Below are 19,166 nucleotides of genomic sequence, written 5' to 3' on the forward strand. Positions count from 1 at the left end.
CCGGACGCGCTATCTCGGGAGGGAGCCGGGCCGCCCGGCGCCGGACCCGACCCCGCGATGCCCGATCCCGCGCCGCTGCCCGACCTCGCCGAGGCGCTGCCCGACACGGCCCTGCGCCCGGCGATCCACCTCGACCATTGCGTCATCCACGTCTCGGACTGGGAGCGGGCCACCGCCTTCTACCGCGACGTCCTCGGGGCCGAGCCGGTGCCGGTGGGCCGGGGCTTCGCCTACCGCTTCGGCGGCGTGCAGCTCAACGTCCACGGACCCGGCCAGATCGGCGAGCCGCGCGCCCGGCTGCCGGTGATGCCGGGCGGCAGCGATCTCTGCTTCCGCTGGTCGGGGCCGATCGAGGAGGCCATCGCGCATCTGGAGCGCCACGGTGTGCCGGTCGAACTCGGCCCCGTGCCCCGCACCGGGGCCGCCGGTCCCGGGATCAGCGTCTATTTTCGCGATCCCGACGGCTCGTTGATGGAATTCATCACCTACCCGGTGCCGTAAGGACAGGATCACCTCGATCGGCCACAGCACGGGGCGTCCTTTGCGGCAGCGCCGGGCCTGGATGCGCGGTGATGAGGCGGCGCGCCCGCGAGCCCGTGCGGACGACTGGTCCTGGCAGAGCCGTCCGTTGCTCAATTCAGCGATCCGGCGACCCGCGGCAGCATTTCCCGTAGGGCATAATTCTTTCGTTCGCCGCATCGATCTGCAGCCGAATCCCAGTCCAGCCGCAGGCTTTCCCGGATCAGTTTAAGCCTTCTGCAATGCAGCCGCGCGCAAAACTGTCCGACCGCGGCGTGAAGCGCCGGCGGTGGAAGGCATGACGGCAGGACGAGATCAGGGTCATGGATCTGCGCATTCTTCGGGCCGGCGCGCAGCGCCTGTGCGGCCGCGCGGCATCGTTGGGGCACGATGCGTCCGGCGCCGTCGCCATCATGATGGGCCTCTTCCTCCTGCCGCTGCTCCTCGTGATCTGCATGGGGATCGATTACAGCGCCTCGACCAAGGCGAATGCCGAACTCAATGCGGCGGCCGATGCGGCCGTCCTGTCCGTCGTCACGCGCAGCGGCTTGACGCTCAACACCGAGGAGGCCCGCGCCGCCGCCGAACGCTACTTTCTCGCCGCGGCCGGCAGCGCCCACGCCGCCCACAGCGTCGGCGTCAAGGCCGACGTCAAGGACAAGGACGGCGTGCGCTCCGCGGAGATCCGCTTCACGGCCGTGACGCCGACCTCGCTCATGAGCCTCCTCGGCTTCAGGGCGCTGTCGCTGGAGGGGGTCGCGAAGGCGCAGTCGCCGGCGCCGGTCTACCGGGACTTCTACCTGCTGCTCGACAACTCGCCGTCGATGGGCCTCGCGGCGACCCAGGCCGACATCACCAAGATGGAGAACGCCACCGGCTGCGCCTTCGCCTGCCACGACCTGTCGAGCAACGGCAACGACCTCTACGGCAAGGCCAAGTCGCTCGGCGTGCAGATGCGCATCGACTTCGTCCGCAATGCGGCGATGAGCCTGATGGACCGCATGGACGAGAAGTCCATGGTGAAGAAGCAGTTCCGCTCGGCGATCTACACGCCCGGTGTCGACTGCACCAAGCTCGGCCTGACCGAGATCGCCGGCCTCAGCGGCGATCACTCCGCCAACAAGAAAAAGGCCAAGAACATCGACCTGATGACGATTCCGTATCAGGGCTATTACGACGATCAGTGCACCGATTTCGACGGCAGCTTCGCCAAGCTGTCCGACAAGATCCAGAACCCGGGCGACGGCTCGACCGAGAACAGCCCGCTGAAGGTGGTCTTCTTCGTCTCGGACGGCGTCGCGGACGCCAACACCCCCTACACCTGCTCGAAGAAGCTATCGGGCAAGACACGCTGCCAGGAGCCGATCAAGGAATCGACCTGCAAGCTGCTCAGGGACCGCGGCATCAAGGTGGCGGTGCTCTACACGACCTACCGGCCGATCAACAACGACTGGTACCGGAAGTGGATCTCCCCGTTCCAGCCGACGATCGGCACCCGCATGGCGGCCTGCGCCTCGCCCGACCTCTACACCGAGGTGCAGGTCGGCGGCGATATCACCACGGCGCTCAACAAGCTGTTCGACAAGGCCCTGGCCCAGACCCGCCTGACGCAGTGAGGGCGGTGCGCCGCCCTCTCCTCACAGCCCCGAGACGAGGTGTCCGCCGTCCACCGGGATCGTCGCCCCGGTCATCCAGCCCGAGGCGTCGCCCGCGAGCAGCAGGAAGGCGCCGTCGAGATCCTCCGGCCGGCCGAGGCGGCGCATCGGGATGCGCTTGATCATCGCCTGCCCCGGCGGGCTCTCGAAGAAGTCGCGGTTGATGTCGGTGCCGACGTAGCCCGGGGCGAGCGCGTTGACGCGGATGCCGTGGCGCGCCCATTCCAGGCCGAGCGCCTGCGTCATCTGCACGACCCCGGCCTTCGAGACCGTGTAGGGGCCGACCCCACCGGTCACCCGCAGGCCGAGGATCGAGGCCACGTTGACGATGGTGCCGCCGCGCCCGGCCGCCCGCCACGCCCGGGCGGCCGCCGTCGACATCGCCCAGACGCCGCGCAGGTTGGTGGCGATCACCCGGTCGAAGGTGTCGAGGTCGGTGTCGAGGGCCGCGCCCCCCTCGGCGATGCCGGCATTGTTCACCACCACGTCCGGCAGCGCGCCGGCGAGGTCCGCGAAGGCGCCCGCCACCGAGTCCGCGTCCGCCACGTCGAGGGCGAGCGCGCGGGCCTCGGGCGCACCCGCCTCGCGCAGGGCCGCCACCAGGGCGTCGAGCCGCTCCTTGCGCCGGGCCGCAACCGTGACGGCGGCGCCGCAGCGGGCGCACAGGCGCGCGAAATGATCGCCCAGGCCGCTCGACGCCCCGGTCACGAGGACGTGGCGGCCCCTCAGGCCGGCTGCGAGATCCATGGCGTACCCCCCGGTTATGTCCGTGACGCCCACATATCAGATGCGCCGGCCGGATCCGTCGATCCCTTCGGGACGGCGGATCCGGGCTTTCCTCACGCGTGCGCCGCCGGGGCTTCGCCGCGCGGGCTCGCCGATACGCCATCCGCCGCGATCGGGCGGATGACGGATCAGACCGCGCGCCGCTGCGCGAGCTGCTGGTTCGTCATCTCGAGGCGGTGGGCGAGTTCGCGCATCACCGCGATGGCGATCTGCGGGAATTGGGTGAGGAGTTCGAGGAAGACCCGGCGGTCGATGCGCAAGGCCGTGGTCGCCTGCACCGCCGTCACGGTGGCGGAGCGGGGCTGGTCGGCGAGGATGCCCATCTCGCCGACGAGGGCGTTGGCGCCGAGCAGCGCGAGGCGGATCGTCGCCCCGCCCGGCCCCTCGATCGTCACCGCCGCCTCGCCGTCGAGGATCAGGTAGGCTGCGTCCGCCGCATCGCCCTGGTCGAAGAACTTCTGGTCGGGCGCGAAATGGACGCGCTCGCTCGTGAAGGCGAGCAGTTTCAGCCGGGGCGGGTCGATCTCCCGGAACATCGGCACCTGCCGCAGCGACTGCACCTCGGTCTCGAGCGTCATGCCTCACATCCCGGCCGCGATCCGGCTCCGCGAGAGACTGCCGCAGGCCCGCGCCCGGCGCCAGCCCCGTCCGGGCCGGTGCGTCAGAACTCCACGCCGACCTTCACCCGCAGGGCGTGGCGCTCGAACTGCGAGAGGCCGAGGGCGCGCCGGGCGTAGGCCCGGTCCGTGTCCCGGCCCCAGACCTGCCCCGCATAGGCCAGCGTCAGCCATGTCTTCTCGGTGAAGCGGTGGTGGAGCGCCGGGCCGAGGGTGAGCGCCACACTCTCCAGTTGGTTGAGGAAGGTGCCGTCATAGCCGCGCAGGTAGCGAATCTCGGGCCCCAGGAAGGTGTTCTCGGCGATGCGCCCGACGAGGGATTGGGAGACCAGGAAGGTCGAGGACCTGAATCCCGCCCCGCCCGATCCGCGCCGCCGCCCGGCCGCCGGCTCGAAGCTGACATTCGCGCCGTACCAGAGCCGGCCGGGCACCACCTGGACGTCGAGCTGGAGCACGCTCTCCATGTCGAACACGTTCGCGCCGTTGCCCTCGACCGGCAGCACCCGGGCGAAGCGGGGGCGCAGCTCCAGCGCGAGGCCGACCGGCTGCTCCGCCGAAGCGTGCAGGAACTGGTACTTCAGCTCCACCGAGACGCCGTCGAAGGTGCCGAACGCCTTGTCGTCGAGATCGGCGATGGTGCGCACCCGGCGCAGGTCGCCGAAGGCGCCGAGTTCGATGCTGAAGCCGTCCGTGGGATCGAACTGATAGCCGAGCTTGGTGTCGAGCACCCGGTAGGTCGACGGGCCGGGCCCGGCGCGCCGCTTGCCGATCCGCGTCACCGTGTCGAGCACCACCTCCTGCTCGCCCTTCTGCCCCGTCTCGGCGCCCTCCGAGAAGCCGAACAGGTGCTCGGTGTCGACCTGCTCCTGCTGGTTCTTCTGTCCGTTCTGTTGGCCGTTCCCTTCACCGCTCTGTTGGCCGCTCTGTCGGCCGTTCCCTTGCCCGCCCGCTGGCCCGCCTCCCGGCGCGGCCCGGGTTGGCGTTGCCGCGACGGCGCTGGCGAACAGCATCAGCGCGGCGGCCCGGGCGAGGCGGGAAGCCGGCCCGGAGACTGGTCTTGATCGGGGCATGATTGGCGAGAACGCTCCGGATACGCGCGGATGATCTGGTTGAGCTCCGCACAACCGTCATAGCGCGTGCCGCCGCAGGCTCAACGGTCGAGGTGAGCCTCGTCCCCTGCCGGCGCGACTTGCCGGGCCGGTGTGGCGTTCGCGTCCCCCGCCGCGGGCTGCGCGAAGCTCGTGCCCTTCGCCTCCAGCACGCTGTCGAACAGGTGCGCCACCCGCTCGTTCGGCAGCACGACCACGAGACTCGCCGTCCGGCCGAACCGGTCGAGCAGGAGATCGAGCACGGCCCGCGCCCGGGTCTCGCCCATCGGCGAGAGGGCGCCGTCGAGGACGAGGAGGTCGGGCTGCCGCACCAGGGCGCGCACGAGGCTGACGCTGGCCCGCTGCCCGCCCGACAGGAAGCGCCCGGAGGGGCCGACCTGATGGTCGAGGCCGACGCGCGCCACCGCGTCGGTCAGGTCCATCGCCGCGATGGTGGCGGTGATCGCCGCGGTCACGAGGCGCGCGGCATCGGCCGAGGAGTGGTTGATGCGGCCGAACAGCAGGTTGTCGCGCAGCGGCGCCGCGAGGCAGACCGAGTCGGGCTCGTAGAAGTCGACGCCTCCCTCGCCCGCCGCGTCGAGGGCCTCGTGCAGGGCCGCGCGGGCCGCCACGATCGCCTCGCGCAGATCGTCGTTGAGGAGGCCGAGGCGGTGGCGGGGCTCGATATAGGCGAGCGGCAGCGCGATCAGGCGCGCCGCGTCCGCCCGGCTGTAGCGTTCGAGCCCGAGCCAGCGGCGGCGGGTGCGGGTGAGCCAGGAATGGTGGTGCGCTTCCGCGGAGGCGACGGTGGCGCTGCGCCGCGCGAGGATCGCCTCGTATTCCGGCAGCTCGTCCGCCGAGAGGAACGAGAACTGCTCGAACAGCGGGTGGCCCATCGGCAGGCCCTGGAAGATCTCCAGCATGGTCTCGGCGATGCGCTCGCCCATGGTGACGAGCGCGGGGGTGAGGCCGCGGCGGTCGAGCACGCGGCGCACCACCGGGTGCTCGGCCAGCGCCCGCCCGATCAGGCTCGGCGTGGTCGGCACGCCGAACAGGAGGTTCTCGCCCACCGTCGCCTGGCGGTTGTAGCGGGTCTTGTCGAAGGGCTCGACGAGATGCGCCATGCCGTCCGCTTCGAGCCGCGCGCGCAGCGCCGCCCGCGCCTCGATCAGCCGCCCGGCGAGGTCGGGGTGGCGGGCCGGATCCACCAGCCCCAGGAGGCCGAAGCGGTAGACCTCCTCGCCCATGCCGATCCGGCGCAGCCAGTCGAGGATCAGGCCGTCGAGGGCGATCGCGTCCGCGACGCCCGCCTGCCGGTAGTCGATCCAGTCGCCGCCGAGGCTCTGGAGCGGGTTGCCGGTGCGCCGGGCCTCGGCGAGGCGCCGCCGCTCCTCGGGCGAGGACGGGACGGCCTCCGGGTCCGGCGGGCGCAGGAGCCCGTAGACGATGTTGTCGCGCAGCGAGCCGGGGAACAGCACGGGCTCGACGCTCGCGTAGGCGATCCGGCGCGCCAGCGCCGGCGGCGCCCATTCGCCGAGGTCGTGCCCCCCGACGGTCACGCGCCCGCGGGCCGGCACGATCCGGTGCGCCAGCACGCGCGCGAGCGCGCTCGCCGAGGGGCTGCCGTCGCTCACGATGCCGAGCCGGACCGGCAGGGGCAGCGACAGATTCGCGCCCTCGATCAGGGGGCCGTGGGCCTCGCGCACCCAGACGTCCTCCACCGCGAGCGTGCCCGCCAGAGGCTCGTCCCGGCCGCTCGCATCCACGGCGAGCAGGCGCTCGGGCAGGAATTGCTGCACCACCTGCTCGTACTTGACCTGCACGTCGAGCCGCTGCTGGTCCCAGTCGATCAGCTCCTTCAGGGGCGGGGGCAGGTCGCGATAGGCCGCGATCACCGCCACCAGCTGGCCGATGCTGAGCTGGCCCTTGAGCGCGAAATAGCCGCCGATGCAGTAGAACAGGAACGGCGTCATCTGCGCGAGCAGGTTGTTCAGGAACTTGACCATGAACTTGCGCCGGTAGATGCGCAGGCGCAGGTCGAACAGGCCGTAGAGGCGCTGGCCGATCTCGGCCCGCTCCCACGGTTCGGCGCCGTTGGCGTGCACCGCCTCGATCCCGTCCACCACCTCGCCGACCCGTCCGGCGAGGCGGCGCGAGGCGAGCTGGCGCTTGCGGCCGAGCCGCAGCAGCTCGCGGCGCAGGCGCGGGATGACGACGATCTGCACCCCGACCACGCCCGCCGCCATCAGCCCGAGCCAGACGTTCTGGATCAGGATGAAGGCCATTGCGGTGGCGGCCTGCGAGCCCAGGAAGGCCGGCAGGATGTAGGCGTCGCCGATGAAGCCGCCGACCGGCTCCACCTCGTCGCGGATGATGGTGGCGAGTTCGGACGCCTTCGACTGGCGTACCGATTCCGGCGAGAAGCGCAGGATCAGGGCGAACAGCTGGAAGCGCAGGCGCCGCAGCATGCGCTCGCCGAGCGCCCCCTTGGCCACGTTGATCCAATACTTGAAGGCGCCGTTGATCAGCACCAGGGCCAGGAACATCGACGAGAGGCCGAACAGGAGTTCGAACCGGTCGACGTCGAAGCCGTCGAAGAGCGGCCACTCGCCGCCGAACCAGTCGGGTGTCTGCAGGCGCAGGACGAGGAACTTGGCGGTGGGGTTGCCGTGCTCGAAGGCATGGCCCTGGATCGCCTCGTTGACGATGCGCCGCGGCAGGTCGAGGGAGGCGAAGTAGAGCGGCAGCGAGGCCAGGACCACCCCGCAGATCAGGATCTGGTCGCGCTTGGAATGCCGCCAGATGTAGCGGAAGAGGCTGCGGTCGAGGCCGCCCGCGGCATCCGCCGCCTCCGGGTCGCTGGCCGCGAGATCGGCAGCACCCTGCCGCGCTGTCGCGTCGCCTGCTGCCGCTCTCGCCCCCGCCATCGCCCGCGCCCGTTCGTTCAGCTCCTGTCTAGAGCGCGGCGGCGGGCCTGGAAACCGGTCCGAGGGCGTTCGGCCGCTAATCCTTACGCGTGGTCAGGCCGCCGGCCCGCTGCGTGACGAAGGGCGGCTGGGGATGCGGCGAATCCTCGGGCTCCTGCGCGGCGATCGGCCGGGGGCTGTCCTCGGGGGCGGGCACCGGCGGCGAAGCGTCGCAGTTCGGGGCCGGTGCGGTGCCGGGCCGGGCGGCGGCTTCCGGCTTGATCATGTCCCGGTTGGTCATCGGCGGCGGCTCCGGTTCGGCCCGATCCGGATCTTCGCGGACGGGCGGGACGGCTCTGGGACCGGCCGCTCTCCGGGCCGGCTTCGACCGAACGTCACCCGGCCCGCCCGGTTCCGGCCCCGGCGCCCCATCCCCAGGAACCATCAATAGCGCTGAAGGTTGAGAGCACAGAGGACACCGGCCAAGGAGACGATCATGGCAACCGGAAATTCGACCTCGAAGCGAGGCTTCGCCTCGATGGACTTGGAGCGGCAGCGCGAGATCGCCAGCAAGGGCGGTCGCAGCGTGCCGGCCGAGAAGCGCTCCTTCTCGCAGGACCGCGAACTGGCCTCGTCCGCCGGCCGTAAGGGCGGCCAGGCGTCGGGCTCTGGCCGCTCAAGCGAGGAATGATCGCAGCCGCGGCGCCGCGACCCGGCTCCGGGTCGCGGCGTCGAGGCGCGTCCGCTCGGGCTCGTCTCTTCGGCAGCGCGCCCGCTGGACGCTCGTTCACTTGGCCGTGATTTCGCGTTCGCTCAGCCGTGACTGAGCTCGCTCGGCTCAGGCGCACCGCTGCTCGTCATCGTCAGATCTGCCGCACAAAACGGAACGGGCGCCGCGAGGCGCCCGTCTTCGCATGAGCACAGGGTCTCGCGCGGTTCAGGCCGCGCGGGCGGTCATGATGAGCTGGCGCTTCACGAGCGCACTGCAGATCGCATCGTCCGAGGGGCGCGTCACCGTCAAGCCTGCCAGCAGCCGCTCCAGTCGCTCGTTCTCCGACAGGGAGGTGGCGACCTCGTGACGGATCCGCTCGGGAGCGGGCGGCGGCGTCGGGTCCTCGTGCTCACGATATCCCAGCATCATCGTCCTCCGGAATCATGAGGCGTCCTCAGCCCGCGGTGGGTGCCGGCACGACGGGCGCGGCTTCGGCGAGACAGCGGCTGGGCCGCAGCCGCCTGGCCTCCTGGCCGGCCAGTCCGCTGATCGATCCCTCGCAGCCCTCGGGCATGCGCTGGCGGGTCCCGATCTCGGTCGCGGGCGGCTGAGGGGGCGTCGGCTTGCGCTCGACCACCGGCGCGCCGTCGCGCGCGCGCAGCGTGACGTGCGGCACCGCGGTGTCGCGCGCCACCCAGGTCGTGTTGGTGGTCGAATCGGCCTGGTAGACGATGTCGCCCGCGGCATTGCGCAGGGTCACCTTCGCGGCGTCGAGACCGGTGATCTCGACGGCCACCGGCGTCACCGGCGCCCTGGCGGGCAGGCGCGCCGCGAGCCGGTCGCCCTTGACAAGTTGAGCGCTGCTCTGGGCGGGCCGCGCCATCGCCTCGATCGAATGCTCGACCAGGGGCTGGGCGATCAACGCAAGCAACGCGGACGGTACGGTGATGCCGAAGAAGAGCTGAGCGCGAAGCATACGCGTGGTCCCCGCTGCGAAGCTTGACACGTCGATCTATCAACGCCGGGAAGGGCCAAGTCGTTCCGTGCCGCCGTGCGAGAACGGCACAGTTTCGGGCGACGTTTCGAGTGGTCGCGGTAACGCTTCGTTGACCCGTGCGGGGTGCGCTGGCGCACGCCCCGTGCGGCGGCCGCGCAACAGGTGTCGGAAAAAACGCGTCGGCTGGAACCGTTTCGGGCAGGGGGACGTTGAGTGAATAACCCGGCCACCTGGTCCTCCCCGCATTCCCCTTGTGCATTGGCCGGAAACTTAAAACGGGCCGGATTCGCATCCGGCCCGTTTCTTCGTGACTGATGGTGTTGGCGGAGAGCCCCGACGGCTGAACGTTAGGCGGGCGCCTTCGCCTCGCGGCGGCGCGCGCTCTGCTGGAAGAACAGCGCCTGGCTGATCACCGCAGAGACGTTGGCGGGCTGGAACGGCTTGGCGATCAGGAAGGCCGGCTCCGGGCGCTCGCCAGTGAGGAAGCGTTCCGGATAGGCGGTGATGAAGATCACCGGCACCTCGAAGGTCTTGAGCAGGTCGTTGACCGCATCGAGGCCCGAGCTGCCGTCCGCGAGCTGGATGTCCGCCAGGATGAGGCCCGGCCGCTTGGTCTCGGCGAGCTTGATCGCCTCCGTGCGGGTGCGCGCCACGCCGGTGACGTTGTGGCCCAGGCCCTCCACCAGGGCTTCGAGGTCCATCGCGATCAGCGGCTCGTCCTCGATGATCAGGATCTCGGTCGCCATGTCGGCGGCGAGTTCGCGGCCGGCCTCGTCCACGAGGGCGCGCACCTCCGACACGTCGACGCCGAGGATCGAGGCGGCGTCCTCCTCCGAAAAGCCTTCGAGGCAGGAGAGCAGGAAGGCCTGACGCGGCAGCGGCGTGATCTGGCCGAGGCGCACCTCAGCGGGCAGATCGTGCTGGACTTGGTCGCTCTGGCCGTTCACCGAGAGGGAATTCCAGATCCGGGTGAAGACCCTGAACAGATCCGCCTTGACGTTGGCGCTGCGGCCGAGGGTCTCGGGCTCGTTGACCAGCGTCTCGAGCGTCGCGGCCACGTAGGCATCGCCGGCCACCTGGCTACCGGTGAGCGCACGCGCGTAGCGGCGCAGGTACGGCAGGTGCTGCACGACGAGTTGTGCTGTCGACATTCAGTTCCCCTTGCAGTTCCCCTGGCGCGCGTTGTCGCGCGGGCGAAGGTCTTGGTCCCTCAACGCTGCGCCTGTCCGTTCGTTCCGGGCGCGCGTGGAACCGACCCCGCGCCAACGCGTTGTCGGCCCAAGCGCGCGACCCGGCCAACGGGCGCATTGGCATCGCCTTGCCTGCTTGTCGAGGACAGGGCGAAGGGGAATTGCATGATCGACTGCAAGGGGAGTCAGGGCACGCCGACGCCCGTGGACCGCGGGCCGGCCGGCGGACCCGATCAGCCCGGCCTCGACCGTACCACCCAGGGTCGCATCGGCTCCCATCTGCGGGCGCTCTACGACGAATTGATGCAGCAGCCGATCCCGGAGCGCTTCGTCGACCTGATCGCCAATCTCGACCGCGCCACCAAGGCGCCGCCCGCCGATTCCTGACCGGCGGGGAGGCCGCATCGCGCGGCCCGATCGGCCTCGGGCGGTCCTCCGGCGGCGGAATGCCCTCCGGCGCAAGGGCGGCGCAGGGGCCGCAGAACGCCCCTTGAGCCGCCCGCGCCGCGGGAGAGACCCCGGTCAGAGCGTGGGCGAGCGCCCGCGCAGCAGGCCGACGATGGCCGAGATCGCGAACAGGACCACGGCGACGAAGAAGATGATCTTCGCGGCTTCCACGGCCGTTCCGGCAATGCCGCCGAAACCGAACAGCGCGGCCACCAGGGCCACGACGAGGAAAGTAACGGCCCAACCGAGCATGGCGCGAACCTCTCTGTGATCAAGTCATCGGCCCGCGGCCGATCTTGACCGGTAAAACGTCAAGCCTGCGGTCCGGTTCCGCTTTGTCGCAGCGACGAACGGCGGGACAATCCCCATCTGTCGGAGAGGGACGCGGCGACGCGCCGGAACCGGTGTTTCGCGACGCACGTTGCTCCCGTGCATGGATGGAGGCTTTTCGATGAACCGATCCGTTGTGCTGCTGGCCGCCCTCGCTCTCATGGCCGGGCTCCTGATGGCCGGGCTCCTCGCGGTCGGATCCTCGACCTTCGCGCTCATCCCGCTGGCGATTGCTCTGGCGGCGGCGGGCCTGTCCCTGCGTCCGGCGCCCAGGCCGGTGCCGATCCCCGTGCGGGCGCGCCGCGGCCGACGCTGATCACCGGCCCGCGACGGCGGGCAGGGTCCCGCGACGGAGGGCAGGACCACGAGCGAAGACGAGCGGTGAAGGGCGGCCGGGCGCCGCCCTTTTTCGTTGTGCGGCACAGGCGGGCCTGCGTGATCCGCCGCGATTGATCCGCACCCGCCCGGGGGCGTAGCTGGGAGCCGTCCCCAGCGGAGCCGCCATGACGAGCCAACCCACACCCGTCCGGGCCTTGCTGCGCACCGTGCTGCTCGGCATCGCCATCGGTCTCGGCGGCGTCGTGGGCGGGACCGGCCTCGTGCGGGCCGCCGACGATGCCGGCGTCCTCGACGTGCTGTTCTCCGGCATGGCGCGCGCGCTGGGCTTGGCGCAGCCCGCGCCGCGTGCCGAGGTCGCGCCGCGTGTCGGAGCCAAACGGACGAGGCCGCCCCAGGCGGCGACGGTCGCGCGCGCCGGCCCCCGCCCTGCCGCGCTGCGCGGGCCGCAGACTCCGCGGCGCACGGTGGCGCAGGTGCGGGCGGCACGGGTCCAGACCGCCGCGCTCCAAGTCGGCGACCGCACGATCTGCGTGCGCACCTGCGACGGCTACCTGTTTCCGCTCGCGAACCGCGACGGGCAGCACAGGGCGTCGCAGGACGCGCGGCAGGAGGTGCAGCACCACGAGGCGGCCTGTGCCGCGGCCTGTCCGGGTGCACCGACGGCCCTGCTCACCCTGCGGGCGGGCCAGGAACTCGACCGGGCCGTGAGCCTGTCCGGCATCCCCTACGACCGCCTGCCGGGCGCCTACCTGTACCGCACCCGGACCGTCGCGGGCTGCTCCTGCCGGCCCGGCGGCGCCCTGGTGGCCGCTGCCCTGCCGATCAGCCAGGATCGGACCCTGCGGGTGGGCGATGCCGTGGCCACCCGCCGCAGCGCCGCGGTGTTCACCGGTCCGGCCTTCATGGATTTCCGCCGCGCCCCCAACCTGTCGGCGGAGGCCCGCCGCGACCTCGACCGGGTCCTCGACGTCAGCCGGCGCGAGCGGGTTCTCGCGGTGTTTCGCCAGACTCTGCGCACCGCGCGGGCCGAGCAGCGGCCGATCCGCGTCGCCGCGCATAGCGGGTTTGCCGTGCTGGCGACAGATGCCTCGTTCCCGCCCGTGCGCGTGGTCGTCCCCTCGCCGTTCCGCTGAGCCTCGCGCGCCGACGGTGGCACGCTTCAGGCCTCGACCGGCTCCGGGCCGCAGCGCACGCGAGGGGCGAGAAGGCCGGCCTGGGTGATCCAGTCGGCGACGGTGCGCAGCCCGGGCGTCACCGCGCAGTAGGCGCCGCCGCCGTTGATCTCCGCGAGGCGCGCGGCGAGCCGGTCGGGCGTCCAGGCCGCGAGATCCGCCACCGTGCGCAGGCCGGCCGCCTCCAGCAGTTCCGCCCGTGCCCGCCCCAGCCCGTGGATGCGGAACAGGTCGCACCGCCCGGCCCAGGCCAGCAGCACCGCCGGGTCGATGCGGACCGCCGCCGCGAGGCCCCGCCGCGCCGCGGCGTCTCCGGCCCGGTCGAGGAACTCGTCCGTGGTGGTGATGCCCGCATCGCGCAGCCGGTCCGCCAGAACCGGGCCGATGCCGATGGAGTCGATCGGGTAGGCCATGACCCGTCCTCTGCGGAACCATGCCGACGTGCAGCAGCCTAGCTTGGCCCGCGCCGACGGTCCAGTTCGGAAGGACGGTGGCGGAAGCTGCTTCCCCTGCGGGGGAAACCGCACTAACCCGAAGGCGCCGCCAGCCCAGAGAAGCCGCCGCCAGCCCAGAGGAGCCCATCGGTTGAGCCAGCCCGACGCCGCGGAGGCGCCCGCCTTCACCCGCGACGCGCCGCCGAGCGGCCGTGCGGACACCGTCTCCCCCCTGGTCCGCCGCCTCGTCTGCCCCAATCCCGGGCCGTTCACGCAGAGCGGCACCTGCACGTACATCGTCGGCCGTGGCCGGGTGGCGGTGATCGATCCGGGGCCGGACCTGCCCGCCCATGCGGAGGCGTTGCGCGCCGCCCTCGACGGCGAGACCGTGGCGGCGATCCTCGTCACCCACACCCATCGCGACCATTCCCCGGGGGCCCGCAGCCTGCAGGCCGCCACGGGGGCGCCGATCCTGGGCTGCGGCCCCCACCGCGCCGCCCGCGCCCTGCACAGCGGCGAGCAGAACCGCCTCGACGCCGCGGGCGACCGGGACCACCGGCCCGACCGGGAGATGCGCGAGGGCGACACCGTGGACGGTCCGGGCTGGACCCTGACCGCCCTGGAGACGCCGGGCCACACAATGAACCACCTCGCCTTCGCGCTCGCCCAGGAGCAGGCGCTCTTTTCGGGCGACCACGTCATGGCGTGGTCCACCAGCATCGTGGCGCCGCCGGACGGGGCGATGGGACCCTACATGGCCTCGCTCGACCGGCTGAAGGGCCGGGCCGAAACCGTCTACTGGCCCGGCCACGGCGGCCCCGTGCGCGACCCGCAGCGCTTCGTGCGGGCGCTCGCCCATCATCGCCGCGCCCGCGAGGCGGCGATCCTCGACCGGCTCGGCGCGGGCGAGCGCACCATCCCGGCGCTGGTGGCGGCGATCTACCGCGGCCTCGACCCGGCCCTGACGGGGGCGGCCGGCCTCTCGGTCTACGCCCATCTCGAGGACCTCGTGGCGCGCGGCCGGGCGACGACGGACGGGGAGCCCTCGCTGGAGGGCGAGTATCGGCCGGTCTGAGCGGGAGAGGCGATCCCGGGACGTCGGGAACCGGCGTCGCTACCGCCTCACCACAGCAGCGGGTGCAGGAAGACCGCGACCGTCTGCCCCTCCTCGACGCCGGTCGCGTCCTCCGGCAGTTCGGCGAGGCCGTCGCTGCCGGTGAGCGAGGTCAGGACACCGGCTCCGTCGCGGGGAAACTTCACGGCCTCGACCGTGCCGTCCGGTGCACGGCGCAAGGACACCCGGACGTATTCGCGCCGGCCCGTCTTCTTGCGGTAGCGGAAGGCGGCGCGGGCCGGCTGCGGCAGCGGCGGGCTGAACGCCTCGCCCGCGAGGCGCGCGAGCAGCGGGCGCACCACGACGAGCAGCGTGACGTAGACGGCGACCGGGTTGCCCGGCAGGCCCACCACCGGCGTCGATCCGATCAGCCCCATCGCCACCGGCCGGCCGGGCTTGATCGCGAGGCGCCAGAGCACGAGGCGCCCCACCGCCTCGACCGCCGCCTTGACGTGGTCCTCCTCGCCCGTCGAGACGCCGCCCGAGGTCAGGATCAGGTCGTGCGCCCGCGCCGCCTCGCTCAGCCGGCCGCGCAACGCCGCGGGGTCGTCCCGCAGGATGCCGAGATCCGCCACCTCCGCGCCGAGCCGCGCGAGCAGGGTCGCGAGGAGCACGCGGTTCGAATCGTGGATCGCGCCCGGCCCGAGGGGGGCGCCCGGCTCGGCGAGTTCGTCGCCGGTCGAGAACACCGCGACCCGCAGGCGGCGCCGCACCGCGATCCCGGCATGCCCGGTCGCGGCCGCGAGCGCGAGATCGGGGGGGGTGAGGCGCCGGCCCGCTTCGATCACCACGGCGCCCTGCGCGATGTCCTCGCCCGCCGGGCGGCTGTTGGCGCCGCGCTTCAGGCCGGCGGGCAGGCCGACGCGGTCGCCCTCGATCCGCACGTCCTCCTGCATGAACACCGTATCGGCCTCGGCCGGCATCGGCGCACCGGTGAAGATCCGCACGGCCGCGCCCACCGCGGAGAGGCCCGCGGGCGAGCCCCCGGCGGCCAGGCGCCCGCGCACCGGCAGCAGCGTCTCGCCCGCGGCGGAGAGGTCCGCGAAGCGCACCGCGTAGCCGTCCACCGCGGAATTGGCGAAGGGCGGCAGATCGCGCCGCGCGTGCACCGTCTCGGCGGCGATGCGCCCATCGGCCCGCCACAGCGGCACCGTCTCGCTGCCGGCGATCACCGGCACCCGCTCGGCGATCAGGGAGGCGGCCGCCTCCACCGAGAGGAGCGGCCCGCCGAAGGCGAAGCAATCGTCAGAGAGTTGCGCCATGACCTTCGAGCCTGTCGATCACCGTGCGCAGCGGCTCCGCCCGTGCCCGCACCGCCGCGGCGATCGCCGCCACGTCGTCGAGGGGCAGAACCGGCACCCGGGCCTCGGGAAAGGGCCGGTCGCTCGCCACCGCGACGATGCGGGGATCCTCCGGGTGGAGCGGCGGGCGGCCGTTGGCGGCGCGGAAGACTTCGAGCTTGGGATGCGCCTCGCGCTTGAAGCCCTCGACTAGCACGAGGTCGCACGGCGTGAGCCGCGCCAGCAGTTCGGGCAGCGTCGCCTCCGCCCCCTCCCCGACCTCGTGGATCTGCACCCAGCGGCGGCTCGACGAGACGATCACCTCGCTCGCCCCCGCCTCCCGGTGGCGGTAGGAATCCTTGCCCGGCTGGTCGACGTCGAAGGCGTGGTGGGCGTGCTTGAGCGTCGCGACCCGCAGGCCCTGGCCGGTGAGCGCCGGGATCAGGCGTCCCAGCAGGGTCGTCTTGCCGGCGCCGCTCCAGCCGGCGAGGCCGATCACGCGCATCTCATCCCCTCGCGGCCGGCGCGAAGCCGAGATCGTGCAGGTCGGCGGCCGTCTCGGGGGCGGCCAGCAGCGCCAGGAAGGCAGCGAGCGCCGGCCGGTCCCGGTTCTCCGCCGCGTAGGCGAAGTCGTAATGCTCCTCCGAGAGCGGCAGGAAGCCGAGCCCGTAGGCGCGGGCCACCGTCGCGATGGCCACGCCCCAGTCGGCCCGTCCCTGCGCCACCGCCGCCGCCACGGCGTTGTGCGAGCGCGGCTGGTTCCAGTAGCCGGGAGGCTTGGCGCCGCCGAGCAGTTCCTCGATCAGCGCCCGGGTGCCGGCGCCGGTGTTGCGGTTGACCATCACGGTCTGCGGGTCGGCGAGCGCGCGCCGCACCGCCTCCTCGGCCCGCCCGCCCGCGAAGCGCGGATCGCCCTCGCGGAAGACCACGCCCTGCAGGCGGCGCCAGCCGGGCGCCAGCGCGAGCCCGGGCGTGAGGTAGGGCTCGTTGTAGCGCCCGGTCCTGGGGTCGAGCAGGTGCAGGCTCGCCACGTCGCACTCGCCCCGCTTGAGCGCCGCGAGGCCGCCCGCCGAGCCGACCCAGATGGTGCGCGCCCGCACCCCCCGCTCGGCGAGCCGCCCCACCAGCCGGTCGAGGCCGAGGCAGTGGCTCCCCACCAGCGTGAGGTCCGGTGGACGGACGCCGGCGCCGAGCCGCGTCACCGCCACGCTCTCGCCGGCCTCGATCCCGGCCCGCGCTGCCGGCACCGCGAAGAAGCCGTCCGCCTGCGAGAAGGCCGTGACGCTGCCCGAGCCCTTGGGCAGCGGCAGCGCCACGAGGCCCCGGCGGCTCTCGGCCAGGGAGGCCATCACGAACTCGGTGCGGCCGAGTTCGGAGGCGAGGCGCTGGGGCAGGAGCGCCTCGACCCGGCTCTCCTCGCGCGGCGGCAGCCCGGCCAGGGCGCGGATCAGCGGCACCACCGCGTCGTGGAAGGTGAACATCGCCGAGGTCGGGAAGCCCGGCAGCACCACCACGGCCTTCGTCCCCACGGCGGCGAGGCAGAGCGGCTTGCCGGGCTTGAGCGCCACCCCGTGCACGAGGATGCCGGGCGGTCCCAGCCGCGACAGGATGCGGTGCGAGACGTCGCCGGCCCCCTTCGAGGTGCCCCCCGACAGCACCACCACGTCGCTCTCCGCGAGCGCCGCCCGCAGCGCGGCATCGAGCGCCGCCTCGTCGTCCCGCACGATGCCGCGGGGCAGCGCCACGCCGCCGTTCTCGGCGACGGCAGCAGCCACGATCGCCCCGTTGGAATCGTAGATCGCGGCCGGCGGGAGCGGCGCGCCGGGGGCGGCGAGTTCGTCCCCCGTCGAGAGCACGGCGACCCGCGGCCGGCGCACCACGGCGATCCTCGCCAGGCCGCAGGCGGCAAGCATGCCGATCTCGCGCGCCGTGACCAGGGTGCCGCGGCGCAGCACCGTCTCGCCGCGGGCCATGTCGGCCCCCGCATAGCCGACGAACTGGCCCGGGCCGGCGGCCCGGGCGACCTCGACGGCGGGCTGCGTGCCCTCCACGAACTCGGTCGCCTCGACCATCACCACCGCGTCGGCCCCGCGGGGCATCACGCCCCCGGTGGCGATCGGCGTCGCGCTGCCGGGCGCCACCGCGAGACGGGGGGCGACGCCGCAGGCCAGGATCTCCCGGTTGAGCGCGAGCCGGCGCGGCGCGGCGTCGCTCGCCCCCTCGGTGTCGGCGGCGCGCACCGCGAACCCGTCCACCAGGGCACGGTCGAAGGGCGGCACGTCGATCGGCGAGACGACGTCGGCGGCGAGCACCCGGCCGAGCGCTTCGGCCAGCGCCACCTCCTCCGCCTCCAGGGCCGCGTGCGGCACCGCCGCCCGGAAGCGCGCCAGCGCCTCCTCCCGCGAGGCCACGCTCAGGAACTGCTCCTGGCGCGCGGCCCGGGCGAGGCGGGCGGCGAAATCGTCGGCGGGCGGAGCGTCGCTCACAACGGCAGCATCTCGATCATCGTGCCCCCGGCATACCCCTCAATGTCGGGCGGCACCAGCACGGCGCCGTCCGCCCGCAGCAGGCTGTGGAGCGGGATCTCGGCCCCGCCGAGCGGCAGGACGCCCTGGTCCTGGCGGCGCAGGAAGACGATCTCGGACAGCCCGATCACCGAGGAGAGCTTGCGCAGAAGCGGCAGCCGCACGGTGCCGGCTTCCGCCCGCCGCCCGGCCAGCGCCGCCGCCAGCGGCCGTGCGAGCGCCAGGGTCGCGGCCAGCATGGCGTCCGGCCGGCCGGGCAGCAGCAGCACCGGCCGGCCGCCGGCCTCGCCGAACCCGGCGGTCTCGCCCGGCCGCAGGCCGATGCCGTGGGCCGCGAGCGAGCCCGCCCGGGCGAGGCCTTCCGCGCTGCGGTCGCCCCGCCCGAAGCCGGTTCCGCCCAGCACCAGCACGGCATCCGCCTGCGCGGCGGCGATCCCGGCCGCGATCGCCGCCGGGTCGTCCGGAACCGGGATCGTGGCGCAGACCCGCGCGCCCTCGCGGGCGAGGAGCGCGGCGACGAGGGGCGAGAGCGCGTCGGGCGCCGTCTCGCCCGTGACGAGAAGGGCGAGGCGGGGGGAGCGCACCGCCAGCGTGGCCACCCCCGCCAGAGCGAGGCCGGCGGCGTGCAGGGCCGAGACCCGTTCGCCCGCCGCAACAAGCGCCCCCGCCGCAACATCGGCCCCCGCCGCGCGGGTGCCCTCCCCGGCCGGCGCATCCGCCACCGCCTCGTCCCCGGCCAGGGCCTCCGGCGGCAGCACGGTGTCGGTGCCCGGCGGCAGGGCCGCTCCGGCCTCGACCCAGTCCGGGGGAGCCGGGAGCGGCACCGGCGCGTAGGGCGAGGCGCCGGTCACGTCGGCGGCACGCACGGCGAAGCCGTCGCGCAGGGCCGTGCGCCCGCGCGGCAGGGGATGTGGCGCCAGAACGTCCGCGGCCGCGACCGCCCCGACCGCCTCCGCGACGGGAACGGCGCGCGCCGGGACCGGCGGCCATGCGAGGCGCGCCAGCGCGTCGGCGAGCGGCATCAGCGTCGCGGAGGCGAGGCGAGGCGTCATCGA

21 protein-coding genes are annotated in these 19,166 nt (G+C 73.2%); 7 read left to right on the top strand and 14 right to left on the bottom strand.

The window, feature by feature from the left end:
• Positions 1 to 57 precede the first annotated feature (57 nt).
• Both MFF61_RS10055 and MFF61_RS10060 read left to right on the top strand, forming a co-directional pair.
• Complete coding sequence (locus MFF61_RS10055; RefSeq protein ID WP_238234965.1) at positions 58 to 501, top strand: VOC family protein; 444 nt, start codon at positions 58 to 60, stop codon at positions 499 to 501.
• 341 nt (positions 502 to 842) lie between these two features.
• Positions 843 to 2,135 carry a pilus assembly protein TadG-related protein gene (locus MFF61_RS10060; protein WP_238234967.1) on the top strand — a complete coding sequence of 431 codons (1,293 nt, stop codon included), beginning with the start codon at positions 843 to 845 and terminating at the stop codon, positions 2,133 to 2,135.
• Positions 2,136 to 2,156: 21 nt separating this feature from the next.
• Here MFF61_RS10060 and MFF61_RS10065 read toward each other — a convergent pair whose 3' ends face one another.
• The 5 genes from MFF61_RS10065 to MFF61_RS10085 form a co-directional block, all read right to left on the bottom strand.
• Positions 2,157 to 2,921 carry an SDR family NAD(P)-dependent oxidoreductase gene (locus tag MFF61_RS10065; protein ID WP_238234968.1) on the bottom strand — a complete coding sequence of 255 codons (765 nt, stop codon included), beginning with the start codon at positions 2,919 to 2,921 and terminating at the stop codon, positions 2,157 to 2,159.
• A 167-nt stretch (positions 2,922 to 3,088) separates the two neighbouring features.
• Positions 3,089 to 3,538, bottom strand: a complete 450-nt coding sequence (locus MFF61_RS10070; protein WP_238234969.1) for a Crp/Fnr family transcriptional regulator — start codon at positions 3,536 to 3,538, stop codon at positions 3,089 to 3,091.
• Positions 3,539 to 3,621: 83 nt separating this feature from the next.
• Complete coding sequence (locus MFF61_RS10075; protein ID WP_238234970.1) at positions 3,622 to 4,647, bottom strand: DUF6662 family protein; 1,026 nt, start codon at positions 4,645 to 4,647, stop codon at positions 3,622 to 3,624.
• Between the two features lie 80 nt (positions 4,648 to 4,727).
• Positions 4,728 to 7,592, bottom strand: coding sequence for an ABC transporter transmembrane domain-containing protein (locus MFF61_RS10080; protein WP_238234971.1), 2,865 nt, complete (start codon positions 7,590 to 7,592; stop codon positions 4,728 to 4,730).
• A 76-nt stretch (positions 7,593 to 7,668) separates the two neighbouring features.
• Positions 7,669 to 7,872 carry a hypothetical protein gene (locus MFF61_RS10085; protein WP_238234972.1) on the bottom strand — a complete coding sequence of 68 codons (204 nt, stop codon included), beginning with the start codon at positions 7,870 to 7,872 and terminating at the stop codon, positions 7,669 to 7,671.
• 195 nt (positions 7,873 to 8,067) lie between these two features.
• On the opposite strand from MFF61_RS10085, the gene MFF61_RS10090 reads away from it, so the two are divergent.
• Positions 8,068 to 8,262, top strand: a complete 195-nt coding sequence (locus MFF61_RS10090) for a con-10 family general stress protein (protein WP_238234973.1) — start codon at positions 8,068 to 8,070, stop codon at positions 8,260 to 8,262.
• A gap of 246 nt (positions 8,263 to 8,508) precedes the next feature.
• Here MFF61_RS10090 and MFF61_RS10095 read toward each other — a convergent pair whose 3' ends face one another.
• The 3 genes from MFF61_RS10095 to MFF61_RS10105 form a co-directional block, all read right to left on the bottom strand.
• Positions 8,509 to 8,709, bottom strand: a complete 201-nt coding sequence (locus tag MFF61_RS10095) for a hypothetical protein (protein WP_238234974.1) — start codon at positions 8,707 to 8,709, stop codon at positions 8,509 to 8,511.
• 28 nt (positions 8,710 to 8,737) lie between these two features.
• Positions 8,738 to 9,259: a hypothetical protein gene (locus tag MFF61_RS10100; RefSeq protein WP_238234975.1), complete on the bottom strand. Its 522-nt coding sequence runs from the start codon at positions 9,257 to 9,259 to the stop codon at positions 8,738 to 8,740.
• 368 nt (positions 9,260 to 9,627) lie between these two features.
• Complete coding sequence (locus MFF61_RS10105) at positions 9,628 to 10,431, bottom strand: response regulator (protein ID WP_238234976.1); 804 nt, start codon at positions 10,429 to 10,431, stop codon at positions 9,628 to 9,630.
• 204 nt (positions 10,432 to 10,635) lie between these two features.
• Between MFF61_RS10105 and MFF61_RS10110 the strand changes: the two genes are divergently transcribed.
• A complete protein-coding gene (locus tag MFF61_RS10110) occupies positions 10,636 to 10,857 on the top strand; it encodes a NepR family anti-sigma factor (RefSeq protein ID WP_238234977.1) in 222 nt (73 codons plus the stop codon).
• A 135-nt stretch (positions 10,858 to 10,992) separates the two neighbouring features.
• On the opposite strand, the gene MFF61_RS10115 is transcribed toward MFF61_RS10110, so the two are convergent.
• Positions 10,993 to 11,169, bottom strand: a complete 177-nt coding sequence (locus MFF61_RS10115; protein WP_238234978.1) for a DUF1328 domain-containing protein — start codon at positions 11,167 to 11,169, stop codon at positions 10,993 to 10,995.
• Between the two features lie 199 nt (positions 11,170 to 11,368).
• On the opposite strand from MFF61_RS10115, the gene MFF61_RS10120 reads away from it, so the two are divergent.
• Both MFF61_RS10120 and MFF61_RS10125 read left to right on the top strand, forming a co-directional pair.
• Positions 11,369 to 11,563, top strand: a complete 195-nt coding sequence (locus MFF61_RS10120) for a hypothetical protein (RefSeq protein ID WP_238234979.1) — start codon at positions 11,369 to 11,371, stop codon at positions 11,561 to 11,563.
• A gap of 187 nt (positions 11,564 to 11,750) precedes the next feature.
• Positions 11,751 to 12,719, top strand: a complete 969-nt coding sequence (locus MFF61_RS10125; RefSeq protein ID WP_238234980.1) for a DUF2865 domain-containing protein — start codon at positions 11,751 to 11,753, stop codon at positions 12,717 to 12,719.
• Between the two features lie 26 nt (positions 12,720 to 12,745).
• Here MFF61_RS10125 and MFF61_RS10130 read toward each other — a convergent pair whose 3' ends face one another.
• A complete protein-coding gene (locus MFF61_RS10130) occupies positions 12,746 to 13,171 on the bottom strand; it encodes a DUF4332 domain-containing protein (RefSeq protein WP_238234981.1) in 426 nt (141 codons plus the stop codon).
• 172 nt (positions 13,172 to 13,343) lie between these two features.
• On the opposite strand from MFF61_RS10130, the gene MFF61_RS10135 reads away from it, so the two are divergent.
• The gene (locus MFF61_RS10135; protein ID WP_238234982.1) at positions 13,344 to 14,267 is read left to right on the top strand and encodes an MBL fold metallo-hydrolase; all 924 of its coding nucleotides are present in this window, start codon (positions 13,344 to 13,346) and stop codon (positions 14,265 to 14,267) included.
• Between the two features lie 47 nt (positions 14,268 to 14,314).
• Here the strand turns inward: MFF61_RS10135 and MFF61_RS10140 are convergent, their stop codons facing one another.
• From MFF61_RS10140 to MFF61_RS10155, 4 genes are read right to left on the bottom strand one after another with little or no spacing between them, the layout of a single operon-like run.
• Positions 14,315 to 15,568 (bottom strand): molybdopterin molybdotransferase MoeA, encoded by a 1,254-nt coding sequence (locus MFF61_RS10140; RefSeq protein ID WP_238234983.1) that lies wholly within the window; start codon positions 15,566 to 15,568, stop codon positions 14,315 to 14,317.
• Positions 15,552 to 16,091 carry a molybdopterin-guanine dinucleotide biosynthesis protein B gene (mobB, locus tag MFF61_RS10145; protein WP_238234984.1) on the bottom strand — a complete coding sequence of 180 codons (540 nt, stop codon included), beginning with the start codon at positions 16,089 to 16,091 and terminating at the stop codon, positions 15,552 to 15,554. The genes MFF61_RS10140 and mobB overlap by 17 nt, the downstream gene beginning before the upstream one ends.
• A gap of 1 nt (position 16,092) precedes the next feature.
• Positions 16,093 to 18,072, bottom strand: a complete 1,980-nt coding sequence (locus tag MFF61_RS10150) for a molybdopterin biosynthesis protein (protein WP_238234985.1) — start codon at positions 18,070 to 18,072, stop codon at positions 16,093 to 16,095.
• Complete coding sequence (locus MFF61_RS10155) at positions 18,069 to 19,163, bottom strand: molybdopterin-binding protein (RefSeq protein ID WP_238235173.1); 1,095 nt, start codon at positions 19,161 to 19,163, stop codon at positions 18,069 to 18,071. Before MFF61_RS10155 ends, MFF61_RS10150 begins: the two co-directional genes overlap by 4 nt.
• Between the last annotated feature and the right edge of the window lie 3 nt (positions 19,164 to 19,166).

Source organism: Methylobacterium isbiliense, from assembly GCF_022179325.1.
GTDB classification, from domain to species: domain Bacteria; phylum Pseudomonadota; class Alphaproteobacteria; order Rhizobiales; family Beijerinckiaceae; genus Methylobacterium; species Methylobacterium isbiliense.

Bases quoted from the DNA above. Each gene is read 5' to 3' on its own strand.
- MFF61_RS10055 (WP_238234965.1), top strand. From the start codon at position 58: ATGCCCGATCCCGCGCCGCTGCCCGACCTCGCCGAGGCGCTGCCCGAC.
- MFF61_RS10060 (WP_238234967.1), top strand. From the start codon at position 843: ATGGATCTGCGCATTCTTCGGGCCGGCGCGCAGCGCCTGTGCGGCCGC.
- MFF61_RS10065 (WP_238234968.1), bottom strand. From the start codon at position 2,921: ATGGATCTCGCAGCCGGCCTGAGGGGCCGCCACGTCCTCGTGACCGGG.
- MFF61_RS10070 (WP_238234969.1), bottom strand. From the start codon at position 3,538: ATGACGCTCGAGACCGAGGTGCAGTCGCTGCGGCAGGTGCCGATGTTC.
- MFF61_RS10075 (WP_238234970.1), bottom strand. From the start codon at position 4,647: ATGCCCCGATCAAGACCAGTCTCCGGGCCGGCTTCCCGCCTCGCCCGG.
- MFF61_RS10080 (WP_238234971.1), bottom strand. From the start codon at position 7,592: ATGGCGGGGGCGAGAGCGGCAGCAGGCGACGCGACAGCGCGGCAGGGT.
- MFF61_RS10085 (WP_238234972.1), bottom strand. From the start codon at position 7,872: ATGACCAACCGGGACATGATCAAGCCGGAAGCCGCCGCCCGGCCCGGC.
- MFF61_RS10090 (WP_238234973.1), top strand. From the start codon at position 8,068: ATGGCAACCGGAAATTCGACCTCGAAGCGAGGCTTCGCCTCGATGGAC.
- MFF61_RS10095 (WP_238234974.1), bottom strand. From the start codon at position 8,709: ATGCTGGGATATCGTGAGCACGAGGACCCGACGCCGCCGCCCGCTCCC.
- MFF61_RS10100 (WP_238234975.1), bottom strand. From the start codon at position 9,259: ATGCTTCGCGCTCAGCTCTTCTTCGGCATCACCGTACCGTCCGCGTTG.
- MFF61_RS10105 (WP_238234976.1), bottom strand. From the start codon at position 10,431: ATGTCGACAGCACAACTCGTCGTGCAGCACCTGCCGTACCTGCGCCGC.
- MFF61_RS10110 (WP_238234977.1), top strand. From the start codon at position 10,636: ATGATCGACTGCAAGGGGAGTCAGGGCACGCCGACGCCCGTGGACCGC.
- MFF61_RS10115 (WP_238234978.1), bottom strand. From the start codon at position 11,169: ATGCTCGGTTGGGCCGTTACTTTCCTCGTCGTGGCCCTGGTGGCCGCG.
- MFF61_RS10120 (WP_238234979.1), top strand. From the start codon at position 11,369: ATGAACCGATCCGTTGTGCTGCTGGCCGCCCTCGCTCTCATGGCCGGG.
- MFF61_RS10125 (WP_238234980.1), top strand. From the start codon at position 11,751: ATGACGAGCCAACCCACACCCGTCCGGGCCTTGCTGCGCACCGTGCTG.
- MFF61_RS10130 (WP_238234981.1), bottom strand. From the start codon at position 13,171: ATGGCCTACCCGATCGACTCCATCGGCATCGGCCCGGTTCTGGCGGAC.
- MFF61_RS10140 (WP_238234983.1), bottom strand. From the start codon at position 15,568: ATGGCGCAACTCTCTGACGATTGCTTCGCCTTCGGCGGGCCGCTCCTC.
- mobB (WP_238234984.1), bottom strand. From the start codon at position 16,091: ATGCGCGTGATCGGCCTCGCCGGCTGGAGCGGCGCCGGCAAGACGACC.
- MFF61_RS10155 (WP_238235173.1), bottom strand. From the start codon at position 19,163: ATGACGCCTCGCCTCGCCTCCGCGACGCTGATGCCGCTCGCCGACGCG.